The 20,861-nt window shown below is 35.6% G+C and carries 10 protein-coding genes; 1 reads left to right on the top strand and 9 read right to left on the bottom strand.

Going from position 1 to position 20,861, the window contains the following annotated elements:
* Positions 1-10 precede the first annotated feature (10 nt).
* The gene (locus tag AC0UBM_RS11790; RefSeq protein WP_475688742.1) at positions 11-2,833 is read left to right on the top strand and encodes a TonB-dependent receptor; all 2,823 of its coding nucleotides are present in this window, start codon (positions 11-13) and stop codon (positions 2,831-2,833) included.
* A 347-nt stretch (positions 2,834-3,180) separates the two neighbouring features.
* Here the strand turns inward: AC0UBM_RS11790 and AC0UBM_RS11785 are convergent, their stop codons facing one another.
* From AC0UBM_RS11785 to gltB, 9 genes are all read right to left on the bottom strand, one after another.
* The gene (locus tag AC0UBM_RS11785; RefSeq protein WP_475688741.1) at positions 3,181-5,418 is read right to left on the bottom strand and encodes a DUF7133 domain-containing protein; all 2,238 of its coding nucleotides are present in this window, start codon (positions 5,416-5,418) and stop codon (positions 3,181-3,183) included.
* Positions 5,419-5,624: 206 nt separating this feature from the next.
* Complete coding sequence (locus tag AC0UBM_RS11780) at positions 5,625-7,217, bottom strand: NADP-dependent glyceraldehyde-3-phosphate dehydrogenase (protein ID WP_414036686.1); 1,593 nt, start codon at positions 7,215-7,217, stop codon at positions 5,625-5,627.
* A gap of 75 nt (positions 7,218-7,292) precedes the next feature.
* A complete protein-coding gene (gene ilvA / locus AC0UBM_RS11775) occupies positions 7,293-8,558 on the bottom strand; it encodes a threonine ammonia-lyase IlvA (protein ID WP_414036685.1) in 1,266 nt (421 codons plus the stop codon).
* A 7-nt stretch (positions 8,559-8,565) separates the two neighbouring features.
* A complete protein-coding gene (gene ilvC / locus AC0UBM_RS11770) occupies positions 8,566-10,068 on the bottom strand; it encodes a ketol-acid reductoisomerase (protein ID WP_414036684.1) in 1,503 nt (500 codons plus the stop codon).
* Between the two features lie 10 nt (positions 10,069-10,078).
* Positions 10,079-10,606, bottom strand: coding sequence for an acetolactate synthase small subunit (gene ilvN, locus AC0UBM_RS11765; protein WP_414036683.1), 528 nt, complete (start codon positions 10,604-10,606; stop codon positions 10,079-10,081).
* 2 nt (positions 10,607-10,608) lie between these two features.
* Positions 10,609-12,342, bottom strand: coding sequence for a biosynthetic-type acetolactate synthase large subunit (gene ilvB / locus AC0UBM_RS11760; RefSeq protein ID WP_475688740.1), 1,734 nt, complete (start codon positions 12,340-12,342; stop codon positions 10,609-10,611).
* 9 nt (positions 12,343-12,351) lie between these two features.
* Complete coding sequence (gene ilvD / locus AC0UBM_RS11755) at positions 12,352-14,037, bottom strand: dihydroxy-acid dehydratase (protein ID WP_414036681.1); 1,686 nt, start codon at positions 14,035-14,037, stop codon at positions 12,352-12,354.
* Positions 14,038-14,535: 498 nt separating this feature from the next.
* Positions 14,536-16,002 (bottom strand): glutamate synthase subunit beta, encoded by a 1,467-nt coding sequence (locus AC0UBM_RS11750; RefSeq protein WP_414036680.1) that lies wholly within the window; start codon positions 16,000-16,002, stop codon positions 14,536-14,538.
* Positions 16,003-16,007: 5 nt separating this feature from the next.
* A complete protein-coding gene (gltB, locus tag AC0UBM_RS11745; protein ID WP_475688739.1) occupies positions 16,008-20,513 on the bottom strand; it encodes a glutamate synthase large subunit in 4,506 nt (1,501 codons plus the stop codon).
* Positions 20,514-20,861: the final 348 nt, after the last annotated feature.

The raw sequence follows: 20,861 nt of genomic DNA, 5'->3' as shown, positions 1-20,861 counted from the left end.
TCCCTTAACTATGAATTTATTTAAATGTTTAGTAGCTTTCTTGCTATTAACTCAATCTGCTCTATTACATGCGCAATCTACAATTGGCGGTACCATTTCCGACAGCAACAACCAGCCCATATCTGGCGCAACTGTTGTTATAAATGCTAAGCCAAATGTTTATAGTATTACCAATACTGAAGGTGCATTCAAACTTGAAAATATTCCTGCTGGCCAATACACCTTAAGCATTTCCCACTTAGGATTTAAGCCTATTAAAGAAGACATTGAAGTTCGTGATAATGACATGAATTTTTCATTCAGTTTAGAAACAGATTTACTTAACCTTCATACCGTTGTTATTACAGGGAATTTCACCCCTAAAGATCAGTTAGAATCTAGCACCTCTGTAAGTACACTCGATGCTGAACAAATACAAAAAGTATACCCTAGAGGTACAGCAAACCTATTAGAAAATATACCAGGAACCTTTACCGATGCATCTGCCGGAGAGGTTTTTACAAAAGTGTATACGCGTGGTATTTCTGCGGCTGCAGAAGACGACATGGGATGGTACTATGTATCGCTACAAGAAGACGGATTACCAGTTAGTTTGGTACAACACTCCTATTATAGCCCAGATATTTTTAATCGCGTAGATTTAACCACAAGTAAAGTCGAAGCTTTACGTGGCGGTAGTGCATCTATAACGGCAATGAATGCGCCTGGCGGTGTTTATAATTTTATCTCAAGAAATTCTTCTGAAGATTTAAATGGAGAAGTGCAATTACAAACAGGCGTTCAAGGTGAAGGCAATATGCTTTACAGAGTAGACGCTGTTTTAGGTGGTGCCTTGGGAAATAATTGGTTTTTTAATTCTGGTGGACATTACAGACACGATGAAGGTGCAAGAAATACAGATTTTACATTTAGTAAAGGTGGACAGTTTAAATTTGACCTTACAAAAGAAAATTCACGAGGTTATTTTAAACTATACGGAAAATACCTCAACGATTATACCAACAGATATAACGGTGTAGCCGCAACAAATTGGGACAACCCAGAAGCTACTTACGGTCAAGACTTCAATAACTCTGCATTGTTAATGCCAAGTTTTGATGCGTCTATTCCGGACGGTCGTAATTTAGCAGAAGGCGGTACAAATAGTTTTAATCCGTCGAACGGAGTTCATGCAAAAGATCTAGCGGTTGGTTTCGATTTATTTCAGAACTTAGGAAATAACTGGTCTATTAAAAACAACATGAAGTTCTCTTCTAAAAGCGCAAATTGGCAAACGGCAATAAGCAATGTCTTTGTGTCTATTAGCGATCCTACGGCCTATTATTTAGTGAGTAACGGAAATCCGTTTCCTGTCGGACAAATTGTATTTAAAAACGCTAACTCTGGAGCTGAATTAGCACGCATTGACAACAGTGGTATTTTCTCAGGTAATTCTTCAGAATATTTAACAGATGGCACACTACCAAACGATGCCATTATGGGAACATCTACTTGGTATAAAGATAATACTGCAGATGAATTTATGCAACAATTAACACTGAATAAAACGTGGGATACACACGACTTAAATTTTGGTTTTGCTACAGGATTTTCGGACACGTCGGTATTTACACAAGGAAGTTTTGCTTTCTCTACCTACGAAAACAATCCGCAGATGCTACAAGTTACCTTAGAGAACCCAGGAGCGCCTGTTATGGCATTATCAGACGAAAATGGAGTTAGTAATTATGGCGGATTATTCTTTACAAATAGTCGTGCTAAAATTACTCAGGTTGCTGGATTTGTAAACGACCACTGGGAAGTTTCAGACAAAATACAACTTGATTTGGGTGTACGTTTTGAATCTATAACGCATGACGGTAGTAACGATCGCTATGCGCCATTTACACAAAATGGAGGGTTAGATCAAGATGAAACTACCGCTTACGACAATAATATATTAGCACCAACAGGAGAGGTAGACACGTTTGACTACTCTTATAATTATGTCTCGTATTCTTTTGGTTTAAATTATAAATTAACTGATGACGCATCGCTATTTGGAAGATTATCTAAGGGAAATAAAGCCCCTGAATTAAATTATTATTTTAATAATTATGCCAACGTACCTATTAATCAAGCGGGTGAAGTACAGAAAATTAATCAAGTTGAAGTTGGGCTAAAATCTATTTTAAAAGATTTTTCTTTTACCACCACTGTTTTCTGGAGTGAATTAAAAGACATTGGAATCTCTAACTTTGAATATGATGGCGATACAGGTAGTATTTTTTATACACCAATTCTATTTAACACCTCTAGAACCTTAGGTTTAGAATGGGAAACTATTTATAAACCGTTCCAAAATATTGCATTCCGTTTTAACGGAATTGTTCAAGATCCTAAAGCCAGTACATGGAACCTTTATGATGCGGCAGGAACCGTAGACACCGCAGACGATAGTACTGTAGACTATTCAGGAAACACTCTACCTTTTAACCCGAAACTAATGTTTAATTTCGCAATTGAATATAACAGAAATAAAGTTTCTTCTTTTTTAAAGTGGAGATACACTGGAAAACGAGAAGCCAATGTAGCTAACGCATTTCAGCTTGATGCCTACAGTGTTTTTGATGCCGGTTTAGGTTATCAAATAAATAAAAATTTAAGCGCTAATCTTTTAATGACCAATATTTTTAATTCGGATGGTTTGGCTAATTTTATGGGAGCAAATTCATTTGGAGCGAATGCTAACGGTGCGACTTCAGAGTTTATAGAAAACAATCCTGACGCTGGTTTTATAGTAATTCCTATTTTACCTCGTGCCACTTTACTGCAATTAAACTATACGTTTTAAAAGGTTAATAACATAGAATATATAGTATGAATACGTAATACAGACTAGTATAAAATTAAAAAGGCAGAACCACCGTTACAAGGTTCTGCCTTTTTTATTACACATCTCCTAGCGTTACAAAACCAATTAGATTATCGTGTTATCTATGGCATTTTAAGTTGCTATTTACATGTAACTACATCTTCAAATATTATATTTCTACCTGCTTTAGTTATACGTTAAACACTTCTAATTTTAGTTATAATTAGCCGTAATCTAGCCTTTTTTAGATATAGGACCATTGGTTATTAAGCAGAAAAGTTGGACTTACATCCAACTTCTTCACTTATAAATTCAAATATTCAATATTATTTTTCGTTCTCTAACTCTTCTAGTGTCCAATAATTCTCACGGTCTGCAGACTCGTCTCTTGCCGTTTTAACCGTTCTTCTAGAAACATTATCTTCGTCGTTCATAGCTCTAACATAGCTTAAGACATCTGCAATCCACTGATCGCTATTATCTTTTAACGGCATCATAATTCCATACTCTTCCCCTTCAATAGGTCCAATTAATCCGTTTAATAAAATTTTACTTAAAATTCCCTTATCGCCTTTCACACGTGCGCTACCAATTAAAGATGGTGCTATAAGCTTTCCGCCCTCTGTAGCTATACCTTTTAAATCGCCACCATGACATGTAACGCATAGTTGTTGGTAAGCATCGTAACCTTTTACAATACCTAGTCTAGTCCCTAGGTCGCGTCCTGAAATTCTCTTTTTAAGCTTTGCGAGTTGAGAATCGTCTTTCTTTAAACTTTCGGCTACAGCATGCGAAATAATTTCATGATCGCCATATTTCTCATTAATAGTATGAAGTAAATCTGTTGCTTTTTTATCCTTACTATAACGTAAACTTAAAGCCAATTGGTTCACTACGTTTACATCAGCATCGGAAATTAGCTCTTCTAAATTTTGAAGAACATCTGTATCTCCTGCTTTTAAAAAGTTTTCACTTAATCGTATTGCTGTAAGCCTAACGCGGTAATCTTCATCTTGTAATTTTTCAAGAATTAAAGTCTTATCAACATTATCTAAGCCTTCAAGTGTCCAAAGTGCTGTAACACGTTCTAAGCCCAAATCTTTATCACTATTAAATAATCCATCCATAAAAGATGTATTATCTCGGGCGATAGCTTGTAACTCAGGAATAACCGATTGATCGCCTCTTAAAACAATTAGCTTTTGAGCTGTATTACGATACCAACCGTTACGATGACTTAAATATTTGATTAGTTCTGAAGCTTCCTTTCCTATTAAGTTTGGTTTCTTGTCAAGTTCAATATCTTCATGTACAATTCTATAAATTCTTCCTTTTCCAATATTTTTATCTAATTCTTTACGCACAATAACGGGACGTAAAAAACTTCCTTCTTTGGTCCAGTTACTTTCTTGAATAATACCGCGATACATGTCTACAATATAAAGTGCACCATCTGGACCTGTTTTTGCTTGTAAAGGTCTAAAGTTTAAATCTGTAGACGCCATAAATTCTGCTTTATCGTACGCGTTATAAACGACCTTTTTACCATTTTCGTTTTTAACTTTAGCTCTACGAATAAGTCTTCCAACCGGTTCTGGAATAAACAAATCTCCATATGTTGATGGCGGTAATTTATGTCCTCTATAAATTTCTTGTCCTGCAGTTCCTGTAAAATGATTAAGCGTACCGTCTTCACGCAATCTTTTTGTTCCGCCTTGAACATCTGGAGTTCCAACTATTGGCCAAGGTTCTACAAAACCTTCGGCAAGTCTTCCCTTTGCATTAAACTCTCCGTACACTGGTGGTTGCTGGAACCCATAAGCCGGATTTTCACTACCTGCAGAAGAATAATACATATTTCCTAAATCGTCTTGTGTAAGTCCCCATTGCCCTCTGCTAGGCATACTTTCTAAAGAATCTACTTCGACTTCACCATTGCTTTTAAACCTAAATCGAATGGGATTATATGTTGTATATAACCAATTATCTAAATTCCAGATAAGTCCACTTTGCTGATGTTCTAAATTTCCTCCTCGACGGTTTGGATTATGGTATACACGTTCTTTTTTATCGGCTACACCATCGCCATCAGTGTCTTTATAACTCCATAAATCGTACGAATATGTTTCGTTTACAATCAGTTCGTTTTCTAACGGAAGAATCATTCTTGGTAACAACAGGCTATCAATAAACACGGTACTCTTATCCATTTTACCATCGCCATCTAAATCTTCTAACAATTTAATTTTGCTTATAGATTGATTGGTTCCTGTACCATCAACATCCTGCATATAGGTATTCATTTCGGCCACGTACATTCGTCCATTTCCATCCCATGCTATAGTTACTGGCTCATCAATCATGGGTTCGCTTGCAACGAGCTCTACTTTATAACCTTCGGGCAAGTAAAATGTTTTCATACTTTCTTCTGGCGACAGAAAATCGGCAACAGCTTCTTTAACAATTTCGGGCTTCTCGTAAATTTTATCGACATATTCTTTTTTCTTACAGTTGAAAAAAGTTAACAAGACCAGTATAAATACACTAGATTTAATAATTCTCATTTTGCTAAGGTTAGTTAGTTTTTAGGTAATATTTTAAGATTTTATGTTTATAATTCACTATAAAACATAAAAATGTGTCTCAAATATATACATATAAAGGTTTATACTAGTGCATAATTTTTCAGTGAAGAAAATTGCACTAATATAAACCTCTGTATAAAATTATTTAAGCTTAGCTTTTAAATAAGATGTATTATATTACTTATTTACAGTATATAATCGGTGCTAATAAAATTGGATGCTTTAGTATCAAGCAATTCATTTAAAATAGCATTATTGTATGTATTATCTTTTGAAGCTACAAACGTTCTAATTGAGAACGATCTTAAAGCATCATGTACACTTAATGTTCCTACAGCAGAATCTTTTCTTCCTGTAAACGGATAAACATCCGGTCCACGCTGGCAGGAACTATTTAGGTTAACACGACATACTAAGTTGACTAAAGTATCGACCAATGGCGCTAACGTCTTAACATTCTGACCAAAGACACTCACTTGTTGTCCGTAATTAGATTCGGCCATATCGTGTAAAGGCTCTTGAATATCTTTAAAAGACAGCACAGGAACTACTGGTCCAAATTGCTCTTCTTTAAATACACGCATGTCTTTACTTACTGGAAACAACACTGCTGGAAAAATATAATTTTCTGTAGTTTTTCCTCCTTTTTCATTTAGAATCGTTGCACCTTTTTCTAAGGCATCATCAATCAACTCTTGAATATAAGCAGGTTTTCCTGGTTCTGGAAGCGGTGTTAATTTCACCCCTTGATCCCATGGATTTCCAAATTGTAACGCATCTACTCTAGCGGCAAACCGTTTATTGAATTCTTCAACAATATTTTCATGAACATAAAGTACTTTTAAAGCCGTACAACGTTGTCCATTAAAAGACAAGGTTCCCGCAATACATTCGTCTATGGTTAAATCTAAATCTGCATCTGGTAAAACAATTGCTGGATTTTTAGCTTCTAAACCTAAAACCAAACGCAATCTGTTTTGTCTTGGGTGACTATCTTGAAGTGCATTTGCAGACGTACTATTTCCTATTAAAGCAAGTACATCTACCTTTCCTGTTTCCATTATTGGTGTAGCAACTACACGTCCGCGACCATAAATAATATTTACAACGCCTTCTGGAAAACTATTTCGAAACGCTTCTAACAACGGTGTCATTAACAACACACCATGTTTAGCAGGTTTAAAAATTACTGTATTCCCCATAATAATGGCAGGAATTAACAGTGCAAAAGTTTCGTTAAGCGGATAGTTATAAGGTCCCATACACAACACAACCCCTAAAGAACCACGTCTTATATGAGCGTAAACGCCATCGTGCTTTTCAAATTTAGCACTATCGCGATCTAGTTGTTTATATTCTTCAATAGTGTCGTAAATATAATCTACTGTTCTATCGAATTCTTTTTGAGAATCTGGTAAACTTTTACCAATTTCCCACATTAGTAATTTCACGATGTCTTCTCGCTTGGTTTTCATTTGTTCTACAAACTTTTCCATGCAAGCAATACGATCAATCACTTTCATTGTTGGCCATTCGCCTTGACCTTTATCATAGGCTTTACAAGCAGCATTTAAGGCTTCTAATGCTTGTTCTTTTCCCAGTTGAGGTATTTTACCAAGTCGTGTTGGCTTATATTCTGGAGTAGATGATACGGATGAATAAACATCTGCCGTATCTCCCGTCCATTTTTTTAATTCACCACCTACTAAATATGTATTTTGATTAATTTCAGTTGTAACTTTATATTGATCCGGAATCTCTAAAAAAGATGTGTGCATAATATAATTTTAATTTACAGTTAAGTTTAAAGATAACTCTTTAATCGTATTTAGTAGTTTACAAAATAGTTAAGCTTATACTAAAAACTGAAACAGGTCTGGATTATCGTTTAAATAGTCGCCGTAAAAGTTTCGCTGTTTCATTTTAGTAATTAAGGGTCCTAAATCTTTAGATGATTTTAATTCGATACCAACTACTGCCGAACCATTTTCACGATTGGTTTTTTTGGCATACTGAAAATAGGTAATATCATCGTTAGGCCCTAAAATCTCGGCAACGAACTCTTTTAATGCTCCCGCGCGTTGTGGGAATTTCACTATAAAATAATGCTTTAAATTGGTATATAATAAAGCGCGTTCTTTAATTTCGGCTGTTCTAGTAATATCGTTATTACTACCACTAATAACACAAACCACATTTTTACCTTTAATTTCTTCGGCATAGAAATCCAGAGCAGAAACACTTAATGCACCTGCTGGCTCGACCACAATAGCATCCTTATTGTAAAGTTCTAAAATGGTTTCACATATCTTACCTTCGGGAACAGTTATCATGTCGTCTAAATTCTGCTTACAAATAGCAAACGTTCTGTCTCCTACTTTCTTTACTGCAGCACCATCAACAAAATTTTCGATGGTTTTTAATTCTGTGTTATAACCGTTTTTTATAGATGTTTTCATAGAAGGTGCGCCTTGTGGCTCGACTCCTATAATTTTAGTATCCGGAGATAATTGCTTAAACACTGTAGATAAGCCTGAAGCTAATCCTCCACCTCCAACGGGAACAAAAACGTAATCTAAAGGCGCATTGATCTGACTTAATATCTCAAGACCAATGGTAGCTTGTCCTTCTATTACTTCTTGATCGTTAAACGGATGAATAAAAGTTTTATTTAAACGTTCACACTCTAACATAGACGCATGGTATGCATCGTCGTAAGAATCGCCAACCAAAACAATTTTAGTATATTCTTCACCAAACATTTTTACCTGCTCGATTTTTTGATTAGGTGTTGGTGAAGGCATAAAAATAGTACCTTCTATTTTTAACAATTTACAGGATAGAGCCACACCTTGAGCGTGATTCCCTGCACTTGCACATACAATACCATTTTTCATTTGTTCTGGAGTTAAAGACGACATCCTGTTGTATGCCCCTCTAATTTTATAAGAACGAACTAATTGTAAGTCTTCACGCTTAAAGAGCACATTGGCGCCAAAACGTTTAGAATATTGTAGGTTTTGTGTTAAAGGCGTAGAAACAGCAACCGATTTTAAACGCTCGGCTGCTGCTTGTACTGCTTTTAAACTTGGAAAATATGTTTTGTTTTCGGTTTGCATAATTGTATTAGGCTAACACTGAAGCGTCTTCTTCTACTTCAGATTTTATTGTTTTCATTGCTGTCATGGCTGCTCTTAACGATTTTCCAATCGCTTCAATAGGATGATTTCTAATAGCATCGTTTACTGCAATTAATTCAATATTATCAACTTCGTTAGATGTTGAGTATGGCTTACCAATTACATCAGTTTTAATTCCTTTCATGAAATCTACTAACATAGGCTTGGCGGCATGGTCGAATAGGTAACATCCGTATTCTGCTGTATCAGAAATAACACGGTTCATTTCGTAAAGTTTCTTTCTTGCAATTGTATTCGCAATTAAAGGTAATTCATGAAGTGATTCGTAGTATGCAGATTCTTCGATAATTCCAGCGCTTACCATAGTTTCGAAAGCTAACTCTACTCCCGATTTTACAATAGCAACCATTAAAACACCATTATCGAAATATTCTTGTTCTGAAATTTTATCTGAAGTTAATTTAGTTTTTTCGAAAGCTGTTTCTCCTGTTGCTTCTCTCCAAGTTAATAAATTAACATCGTCGTTTGCCCAGTCTTCCATCATGGTTTTAGAGAAATGACCAGAGATAATATCGTCCATATGCTTTTCGAAAAGCGGACGTAAAATATCTTTTAATTCTTCAGATAATTTATATGCTTTAATTTTAGCTGGGTTCGATAAACGGTCCATCATAGTTGTAATACCACCATGCTTTAAAGCTTCAGTTACAGTTTCCCAACCATATTGAATTAATTTAGCAGCATAACCTGGCTCTATACCTTCTTCAACCATTTTGTCGAAACATAAAATAGATCCTGTTTGTAACGCCCCACATAAAATAGTTTGTTCCCCCATTAAATCACTTTTAACCTCAGCAACGAAAGACGATTCTAAAACTCCCGCTTTATCTCCTCCTGTTGCAACAGCATACGCTTTAGCTTGTACTAAACCTTTTCCTTCTGGATCGTTTTCTGGGTGTACAGCAATTAATGTTGGCACACCAAATCCACGTTTATATTCTTCACGTACTTCCGTACCTGGACATTTAGGAGCAACCATAATAACAGTTAAATCCTTACGGACTTGAGTACCTTCTTCTACGATATTAAATCCGTGAGAGTAAGATAATGTTGCACCTTTTTTCATTAAAGGCATTATAGTTTCTACAACATTAGTATGTTGCTTATCTGGCGTTAAGTTTAAAACTAAATCTGCCGTAGGAATTAACTCTTCGTATGTTCCAACAGTAAAATTGTTTTCTGAAGCGTTCACAAAAGAAGCACGCTTTTCTTTAATTGCAGCAGCACGTAAAGCATAAGATATATCTAAACCAGAATCTCTCATGTTTAATCCTTGGTTTAATCCTTGTGCGCCACAACCTATAATGACGATCTTTTTACCTTTTAATGCAGTGACACCATCTTCGAATTCTGAAGACGACATGAAACGACATTTTGATAATTGTTCTAATTGATTTCTTAGTGATAAGGTGTTAAAATAATTTGCCATTGTGTTTAAATTAATTAAATGCTGTTAGCATTTGTGATATTTTCATTTCTTCTTTGGTTACTGCAATACGTCCTGAACGTACAAACTGCATAATGCCGTAGGCACTAAAATCGCGATATAATTGTTCGATTTCGTTTCGTTTTCCTGATTTCTCAAGAACAAAAAACTCTTTATTAACCGTTACAATTCTCGCATTACTATCTTTAATTATATTCTGAATTTCGCGTTCTTCAAATAATAAATCCGATTTTAATTTAAACATACAAGACTCCTGATAAATTGTTTCTTCGTCTGTATGGTAATACGCTTTAATAACTTCGACTTGCTTTTCTATCTGACCAACAATCTTCTTAATTCGGTCTTCTTTAAGTTTTACTACGATAGTAAATCTTGACACGCCTTCTATTTCTGAAATAGAGGTGTTTAAACTTTCAACATTGATATGTCTTCTTTGAAAAATCGCCGAAATTCTGTTTAAAAGACCAATGTTATTCTCGGTATAAATCGAGATGGTATATGTGTTTCTATTATCTTCCATAATTAACTTAATCTAATATCTGAAACTGAAGCTCCTGTTGCTATCATTGGGAAAACGTTTCCTTCTTTTTCTACACATACCTCTAAGAAATATGCCCCATCGTGGTTCATCATTTCTTCTACTGCACCTGCTAGTTCTTCACGTTTTGTAATACGCTTAGCTTCTATATAATACCCTTTAGCAATCGCTACAAAGTTAGGGTTTGTCATTTCTGTAGATGCATAACGTTTATCGAAAAACAACTGTTGCCATTGGCGAACCATTCCTAAAAACTCGTTATTTAAAACCACTATTTTTACAGGTACTTTTTGCTGAAAAATAGTTCCCAATTCTTGAATATTCATCTGAAAACCACCATCACCAATAATAGCAACCACATCACGATCTGGCGCAGCCATTTTCGCTCCAATAGCCGCTGGTAAAGCAAAGCCCATAGTCCCTAATCCTCCAGAAGTAATATTACTTTTGGTTTTATTGAATTTTGCGTAACGACAAGCAATCATTTGGTGTTGCCCCACGTCTGAAACTATAGCCGCATCTCCTTTAGATTGTATGTTTATCTGATTTATCACTTCCCCCATGGTTAATCCTTCTTTGGTTGGGTGTAAATCGTTTTGAATTACTTTTTCAAACTCGGTAGCATATAAATTCTTAAATTTCTGATGCCATTCTGTATGCACATTTTCGTTTAAAAGTGGTAATAATGCAGCTAAACTCAGTTTAGAGTTACCTAGAACTGCGACATCCGTTTTAACGTTTTTATCGACTTCAGCTGGATCTATTTCAAAATGAACAATTTTAGCTTGTTTTGCATAGGTTTCAAGATTTCCTGTTACACGATCGTCGAAACGCATACCAATTGCAATTAACACATCGCACTCGTTGGTTAACATATTTGGCGCATAATTACCATGCATTCCCACCATCCCTATATTTAAAGGATGATCGGTTGGTACTGCTGAAGCTCCTAAGATAGTCCATGCAGAAGGTATTCCGGCTTTCTCTATAACCGCTTTTAATTCGTCTTCCGCCTTTCCTAAAATAACACCTTGTCCCCAAACAATCATTGGTTTTTTAGCACTATTAATTAAGTCTGCCGCTTTTTTAACAGCTTCGCTGTCTATTTTACAAGACGCTTTATAACTACGTACCGAAGTACATTTTTCGTATTTAAAATCGAACTCTTCGAACTGAGCATCTTTAGTAATATCTACAAGCACAGGTCCTGGTCTGCCACTTTTAGCAATATAAAATGCTTTAGCCATGACCTCAGGAATATCTGCCGCTTTTGTAATTTGGACGTTCCATTTAGTTACAGGCGTAGAAATCCCCACAATATCGGTCTCCTGAAACGCATCGCTACCTAATAAATGTGAAGCGACTTGACCAGTAATACAGACCAACGGAGTCGAATCTATTTGAGCATCTGCGATACCTGTTATTAAATTTGTAGCCCCTGGACCAGAAGTAGCAATAGCGACTCCTACTTTTCCAGAAATACGCGCATAACCTTGAGCCGCATGGGCAGCACCTTGTTCATGACGAGTTAAGACATGATGAATTTGATCTCTATATTTATAAAGTTCATCGTAAACCGGCATAATAGCTCCTCCTGGATACCCATAAAGAATCTCAACACCTTCGGCCAACATACATTTTATGATGGCTTCACTACCCGAAATACGCACCGTACTCTCCGTAGCTGTCTTAGTCGTTTTTACTGTTTCTGTGTTCATAGTAAAAAATTAAAATTCATCAGTCACGCATCCTTTTGATGCAGACGATACTGTTTTCGCATATTTATATAAAACGCCGCGATCTGCTTTTAATTTTGGAGCAACCCAATTTGCGCGTCTTTTATCTAATAACTCCTCCGAGATTTCAATATCAATTGTATTATTTTCGGCATCAATAAAGATTATATCTCCATTTTCTACCAATGCAATATTACCACCATCCTGAGCTTCTGGGGCAACGTGACCCACTACAAAACCATGAGAACCTCCAGAGAAGCGTCCGTCGGTAATCATTGCCACATCTTTTCCTAATCCAGCACCCATAATAGACGATGTAGGTTTTAACATTTCTGGCATTCCTGGCGCTCCTTTCGGACCTTCGTAACGAATAATAATGACATCGCCTTTCTTTACCTTACCGTTTTTGATACCCTCATTAACTTCGGCTTCACTATTAAAAACGTTAGCTGTCCCTCTAAACGACAGTCCTTCTTTACCAGTGATTTTGGCAACAGCACCTTCGGTTGCTAAGTTTCCAAAAAGAATACGGATATGTCCGGTTTCTTTAATTGGATTATCTAGCGTTTTTATAATCTCTTGTCCTTCGATTAAATTAGGAACATCTTTTAAGTTTTCTGCTATGGTTTTCCCAGTTACGGTTAAACAATCGCCGTGAAGCATACCGTTTTCTAACATGTATTTTAATACGCCAGGAATCCCTCCAACACCATGTAAATCTTCCATAGAATATTTACCACTTGGCTTTAAATCTGCCAATAAAGGGGTGTTGTCGCTAATTCTTTTAAAATCTTGTAAAGTAAATTCAATTTTCGCCGCTTTAGCAATGGCTAAAAAGTGAAGTACAGCATTGGTAGAACCTCCTAAAACCGTTACTAATCTAAATGCATTTTCTAACGATTTTTTAGATACAATGTCTGAAGGTTTTATATCATTTTCTAATAAATAACGTAAAGCTTCACCGGCCTTAACGCATTCTTTTTCTTTTAATTTATCGTCTCCAACAGCTGGTGTAGACGAGTTAAATGGTAACGACATTCCTAAAGCCTCGATTGCCGATGCCATAGTATTTGCAGTATACATTCCCCCACAAGCACCTGCTCCTGGACATGCTTTGTGAACCACTTCTTTAAATTCTGAATCGCCGATAGTTCCGGCAACTTTTTTTCCATAAGCTTCAAAAGCCGAAATAATATCAAGCTTTTCTCCTTTATGACAACCAGAAGCAATAGTCCCTCCATACACTAAAACAGAAGGTCTGTTTAAACGAAGCATTCCTATTAAAGCACCTGGCATATTTTTATCACAGCCTACAACCGTAACTAAACCATCGTAGCTCATCCCCTCGACAACAGTCTCGACCGAATCTGCAATAATATCTCTAGACACCAAAGAATAACGCATTCCAGGTGTACCGTTAGAAATACCGTCACTAATCCCAATGGTGTTAAAAATTAAACCAATTAAATCTGCATTTTGGGTTCCTTTTTTAACATGTGTAGCTAAGTCATTTAAATGCATATTACAAGGGTTCCCTTCGTAACCTGTACTTGCGATACCAATAAATGGTTTTTGTAAATCTTCATCTGTTAATCCTATAGCGTGCAACATCGCTTGAGCGGCAGGCAATGAAGGATCTTGAGTGATCGCGTGACTATACTTTTTTAAATTTTTCATATGTTTTAAAAGCTTTTGCTCTAAATTCTAATCTGTTTGAGAGCTCTAAATTAATTTTTTGTCAATTTTTAACGAATTTAGTCCGACAGCTTTAGACTAAACTCATTTCTAATATTACATATCTAAATACCTATAATACAGATATTTAAACACTATTATATATGATGTTCAATGCCTTCTTTTTTTGATAAAAAAATCAACTTTTTCCAAAATAAACGTCGAAATCACTATTCAGTCCAAAAAACGGCTCCTTTTACAATTAATTCCAACCCAAAATCGATTTATTTAAAACAGATTTAACGCAAAAAAGCCTTCCCAAAAAAAAGGAAGGCTTTTATTATATTCTTAATACATATTCCCCCCAATATCCTCACGAACGAATCACAACGACAGGAATAGAAATATATATTATAAAATTTTTCATATATAAACCAAATATCTTAATTCTTTGAATAGTAACCTATAAAAAAACAAAATATTTGATGTATTTGTTACATATTAAACTCTAGGTAAATCGATACCTGTTTTAAGAGGTAGATTAGATTCGCCCATTAAGTACTTATCTACATGGTAGGCCGCTTGTCTCCCTTCGGAAATTGCCCAAACAATTAACGATTGTCCGCGACGCATATCTCCAGCAACAAATACCCCAGGCACGTTAGACATATAATTGTTTGTATCGGCTTTAATATTGGTTCTAAAATCCATATCTAGCCCCAATTGTTCTGGAAGTGTTTTCTCTGCTCCTGTAAACCCTAAAGCCAACAAAGCTAAATCGCAATCCCACGTTTTTTCGGTTCCAGGAAGCTCTTTTAATTGCGGACGCTCGCCTGGTTTAAAAATCCATTCTACCTCGGCAGTAACTAATCCTTTTAAATTTCCGTTTTCGTCGCCTAAAAATTCTTTAGTTGAAATACTGAAGAAACGCTCCACACCTTCTTTATGAGATGTACTTGTACGCAATTTCATTGGCCAATATGGCCATGGCTGATGCGCTGGTCTTCCTTCTGAAGGCTTATCTAAAATTTCAAAATTGGTTACAGATTTTGCACCGTGACGATTAGAAGTTCCAATACAATCTGATCCCGTATCTCCACCACCAATAACAATTACATTCTTACCAGTAGCCTTGATTTCGTTTTCAAATTCTTTGGTACCGCTAACGCGTTTGTTATTTTGCTTAAGGAAATCCATAGCTTGAACAACCCCGTTTAATTCGGCTCCAGGAATTGGCATACCACGTCTTACCGTTGCACCACCACATAACACTACAGCATCAAAATCCTTTTTAAGTTGTTCTGAATCTACATTCTTACCAACGTGCGCATTGGTTTTAAACACGATTCCTTCTTCTTCCATAACTTTAATACGACGGTCTATGATTTGTTTTTCCAATTTAAAATCTGGAATTCCATATCTTAATAAACCACCAACTTTATCGTCTCTTTCAAAAAGCGTTACCAAATGTCCGGCACGATTTAATTGTTGTGCTGCCGCTAAACCTGAAGGTCCGCCACCAATAACAGCTACCGTTTTACCAGTACGGTTTTTTGGAGGATGCGCTACAACCCAACCTTCTTTAAAGGCTGTTTCAACAATTTGTTTTTCAATATTCTCGATAGTTACAGGGTCTTCATTTATACCCAATACACATGCTTCTTCACATGGTGCAGGACACAGTCTACCTGTAAACTCTGGGAAGTTATTTGTAGAATGTAAGATTGCCGCAGCTTCTTTCCACCTTCCTTTATATACTTTATCGTTAAAATCTGGAATTAAATTACCAAGTGGGCAACCACTATGACAAAATGGAATACCACAATCCATGCAACGCGCACCTTGATCTTTTATATGAGGTTCAGACAAAGGAATTGTAAATTCCTTATAATCTTTAATACGATCTTCAACTGGCTCGTACCCTTCAACTTCACGTTTATATTCTAAAAATCCTGTTATTTTTCCCATAATATCTATTGCGTTACAAGGTTTTCTTGTTCTAATTTAATTAAAGCCTGCTTATATTCTTCTGGTAAAACCTTGATAAATTTAGGCAAGTATTGTTCCCATTGCTCTAAAATACGTTGTGCTTGCGGACTTAAAGTAGCGTTATAATGATTAGTAATTAATGTTTTTAATATTGTAATATCTTCTTCTAAAACCACTGGATCTAAGTTAAGTGCTTCAGAATTACAGTTATTAGTAAACGTACCTTTTTCGTCTAGAACAAAAGCAATTCCACCACTCATACCTGCTCCGAAGTTTCTTCCTACTTCACCAAGTATTACAGCAACACCACCAGTCATGTACTCACAACCATGATCTCCAATACCTTCAACAACCGCTTGAGCTCCTGAGTTTCTAACACAGAAACGCTCTCCTGCTTTACCATTAATATAAACCTCTCCAGATGTGGCTCCGTATAAGGTTACGTTTCCAGTAATTACATTATCCTCAGGAACAATAGTTGCTTGTTCAGGAACCTTAATAATTACTTTAGCTCCAGATAATCCTTTTCCTAAATAATCGTTTGTGTTTCCATTTACAATCATTGTTAAACCTTTTGTAGCAAACGCTCCAAAACTCTGTCCTGCCGAACCTGTAAAGTTTAAGTTAAGGGTGTTTTCTGGTAAACCTTGAGCTCCGTAAATTTTTGAAATTTCGTTACTAATTACAGCACCTACTGCACGATCTATGTTTGTAATTTTAAAATCTAAATACGTTTTCTCCTTACGGAATAACGCTGGATGCGCTTTATTAATAATTTCGAAATCTAAGTGCACATCTAAATTATGCTCTTGCTTTTCTGTATTATATAATTTTACGTAAGGTTCTGTTTTTACTCTGTGTAATATTGGAGTTAAATCGATTCCTGACGCCTTATAATGTTCGATAGCTTGGTTACGATCTAATTTTTGAGACTGTCCAACCATTTCATTAATAGTTCTAAATCCTAATTGCGCCATAATTTCACGTAATTCTTGAGCTACAAAATACATGTAGTTAACTACGTGTTCTGGCTTTCCTTTAAATTTCTTACGTAATTCTGGGTTTTGAGTTGCAATTCCAACAGGACATGTATTTAAGTGACACACACGCATCATGATACATCCTGAAGCAACTAACGGTGCTGTTGCGAAACCAAATTCTTCGGCTCCTAATAAACATGCTACAGCAACATCTCGACCTGTTTTTAACTGACCGTCACATTCTAAAACGATACGGTTTCTTAAGTCGTTCATTACTAAAGTTTGTTGTGCTTCAGCAATTCCTAATTCCCACGGTAAACCACAGTGTTTTAATGATGTTAATGGAGATGCTCCTGTTCCACCATCAAAACCTGAAACTAAAATAACATCGGCTTTTGCTTTGGCAACACCCGCTGCTACTGTTCCAACACCAACTTCAGATACTAGTTTTACGTTTACTCTAGCTTCTCTGTTAGCCGATTTTAAATCGTAAATTAACTGAGATAAATCTTCAATTGAATAAATATCGTGATGTGGTGGTGGTGAAATTAATCCTACATAAGGAGTAGAATTACGTGTTTTTGCTATTGAAGGATTCACTTTTGGCCCAGGTAATTGTCCACCTTCTCCAGGCTTAGCACCTTGCGCCATTTTAATCTGAATCTCTTTTGCACTTGTCAGGTAATTAGAGGTTACTCCAAAACGCCCTGAAGCGACTTGCTTAATTGCACTGTTTTTCCAATCTCCATCAGGATCTTTGTAAAAACGTTCCTGATCTTCTCCTCCTTCACCAGAATTACTTTTTCCACCAATACGGTTCATGGCAATGGCTAAATTCTCGTGTGCTTCTTTACTAATAGACCCATAAGACATGGCTCCCGTTTTAAAACGTTTTACGATTTCTGTCCAAGGCTCCACCTCTTCTATAGAAATTGGATCGTAGTTTGTAAATTCAAATAAACCACGAATCGTCATTAAATCTTTCGATTGGTTATTTACAAGTTCTGCATATTCTTTATACGTGGACTTTTTATTAGTACGAACAGACTCTTGTAATTTGGCAACAGTTAACGGATTAAATAAATGCTTCTCTCCATTACGTCTCCATCGGTACTGACCACCAATTTCTAAATCTAAATTAGCATCTACTTCACGTACCTTATAAGCACATTCGTGACGTAAAGAAATTTCTTTTTCTATTTCGTTTAAACCAATACCTTGAATACGCGTTGCTGTAGTTGGGAAATATTTCTCTACAACTTTGGTATTAATACCTATACATTCGAAAAGTTGAGAACCACGGTAAGAGTTTAAGGTAGAAATTCCGATCTTATTCATCACCTTTAAAATTCCTTTTCCAACAGCAATATTATAATTAGAAATTGCTTTTTCGAAATCTAATCCCGTAATATCTTGTTCTTCCAATTGTTTTTCAACAATTTCGTTAACCATATACGGGTTAATTGCACTTGCTCCGTAACCAAATAATAATGCGAAATGATGTACTTCACGAGGTTCTGCAGACTCTATAATTAAACTAATCTGAGAACGCTTTCCTCTTTTATACAATGCGTGATTAACATAAGAACATGCTAATAAAGCAGGAATTGGCGCTTTGTCTTTGTTTACATTTCTATCTGAAAGAATAATAATATTGGTTCCAGAATCAATTGCTTTTTCGGCAGTATCTACAATAACTTCTAAACGATCTTCCAATCCGTTAACACCTTTAGATACATCGTATAAAATTGAGATTGAAGTTACTTGATAGTCTGGACTCTTATCGTGATATTTTATTTTCTCTAAATCTTGCTTAGAAATTACAGGATTTTGAATCTTTAATTTACGACAGTGATATTCATTAATTTCAAAAATATTAGTATCACTTCCTAAAGTTAAACTAATATCTGTAATTAACTCTTCACGAATACCATCTAACGGCGGATTCGTTACTTGCGCGAATAACTGCTTAAAGTAATTGTATATTAATTGCGGACGCTCAGACAAAATAGCAATTGGCGTATCGCTACCCATAGAACCAATTGGTTCCTTACCACCTTGAGCCATCGGCTTAATAATAGTATTTAAATCTTCCTGAGTATACCCAAAAACACTTTGTCTTACAACTAAATCTTCTTCTTCGAACACTACAGGATCTGTACTGTAAGGAATATCTTTTAAGTGGATTAAGTTTTTATTTAACCATTCTCTATACGGATGTTGCGTTGCAATCTTCTCCTTAATTTCTTCATCGTTAATAATACGACCTTCGTCCATATTAACTAAAAACATTTTCCCTGGCTCTAAACGTCCGTGGAATTTTATGTTTTCTGGTTCGATATCTACCACTCCTGTTTCAGACGACATAATTACAAAATCATCTTTTGTAACTGTATATCTAGACGGACGTAAACCGTTTCTATCTAATACTGCTCCAATATAACTTCCGTCGGTAAATGGAATAGATGCAGGACCATCCCATGGCTCCATTAAACACGAGTTAAATTCGTAGAATGCTTTTTTAGCATCGGACATGGTGTTGTTTTTCTCCCATGCTTCTGGCACTAACATCATCATAACTTCTGGTAATGAACGCCCTGTCATTAATAACAGTTCGACTACCATATCCATAGATGCAGAATCCGATTTTCCTTTTAATATCGTAGGAATCACACGTTTAATATCGTCTCCGAACCATTCGCTTTCCATGATTTCTTCACGAGAAAACATACGAGACACATTTCCTCTTAATGTGTTTATCTCACCATTATGACACATATAACGGAAAGGCTGAGCCAAATCCCATGTCGGGAATGTATTGGTAGAAAAACGTTGGTGTACTAAAGCCAGTTTAGCATCTAAAAGCGGATTTAATAAATCTAAATAGTACTCTTTGATATCTTCAGGAACTAATAACCCCTTGTATATTATAGTTTTGGTTGATAAACTAGGGAAGTAAAAGTAAGAAGACTCAGATAATTTTGAATTATAAACAGTATGTTCAGCAATTTTTCTTGCAGAAAACAATTTTAAGTTAAACTCGAAATCGGTTTGTTCCGGGTTATTTTTACCAACAAATACTTGTTTAATAAAAGGTTCACTAGCCGCAGCTATTTTACCAATTACATTATTATTAACAGGAGCATTACGCCATCCTATTAATTTAAGTCCTTGTTCTGCAATACATTTCTCAAACGTGTCGATACAAAAATCACGCTGATTATCCTTTTTTGGCAGAAACATATTACTTACCGCATACTCTCCACGAGCAGGCAGTTCAAAATCACAATATTTTACAAAGAAGTCATGAGGTATATCTATTAAAATTCCAGCACCATCTCCTGTTTTTCCATCTGAACTCACAGCTCCTCTATGCTCCAATTTCACTAGAATTTCTAATGCTTTATGGATAATATCGTTAGATCTACTTCCGGTTAAACTACATATAAATCCCGCGCCACAATTGTCGTGTTCAAATTCTGGCAAATACAGCCCCTGTTTCTTCAACATAATCATTAATATTTTAGTTAATTTTTGCTACTAGCAAGCACTAATATAATAGTATACTTATAACTGTAATAATCGCGCTCAAACTTTTATGACATTATAGGTATACTTAAACTTTTATTTTCGTATTGTAATTAATTAGCAATGTAATTTACGAATTCATTATTGTTTACAAACCACAAAAACGCAAGAAATTTAATATTTAGCAAAACTCTTCTTAACACAAGCATAATTTAAATGCATTTTACTCACAAAAATTAATAAATCTTTCAATTTTTGCCAAAATAAAATTTTTCAAAACAGGTTTTTCTTAACAATTATTTAAGATACCCTCATTTTTTGAGGGGTAAA

The organism is Formosa sp. F44 (genome assembly GCF_056238645.1).
Note: the sequence above shows the minus strand (reverse complement) of the source record. Positions and strands in the feature narration are given on the sequence as shown.

Coding starts and splice junctions, on each gene's coding strand:
- AC0UBM_RS11790 (WP_475688742.1), top strand. CDS start 11: ATGAATTTATTTAAATGTTTAGTAGCTTTCTTGCTATTAACTCAATCT.
- AC0UBM_RS11785 (WP_475688741.1), bottom strand. CDS start 5,418: ATGAGAATTATTAAATCTAGTGTATTTATACTGGTCTTGTTAACTTTT.
- AC0UBM_RS11780 (WP_414036686.1), bottom strand. CDS start 7,217: ATGCACACATCTTTTTTAGAGATTCCGGATCAATATAAAGTTACAACT.
- ilvA (WP_414036685.1), bottom strand. CDS start 8,558: ATGCAAACCGAAAACAAAACATATTTTCCAAGTTTAAAAGCAGTACAA.
- ilvC (WP_414036684.1), bottom strand. CDS start 10,068: ATGGCAAATTATTTTAACACCTTATCACTAAGAAATCAATTAGAACAA.
- ilvN (WP_414036683.1), bottom strand. CDS start 10,606: ATGGAAGATAATAGAAACACATATACCATCTCGATTTATACCGAGAAT.
- ilvB (WP_475688740.1), bottom strand. CDS start 12,342: ATGAACACAGAAACAGTAAAAACGACTAAGACAGCTACGGAGAGTACG.
- ilvD (WP_414036681.1), bottom strand. CDS start 14,037: ATGAAAAATTTAAAAAAGTATAGTCACGCGATCACTCAAGATCCTTCA.
- AC0UBM_RS11750 (WP_414036680.1), bottom strand. CDS start 16,002: ATGGGAAAAATAACAGGATTTTTAGAATATAAACGTGAAGTTGAAGGG.
- gltB (WP_475688739.1), bottom strand. CDS start 20,513: ATGTTGAAGAAACAGGGGCTGTATTTGCCAGAATTTGAACACGACAAT.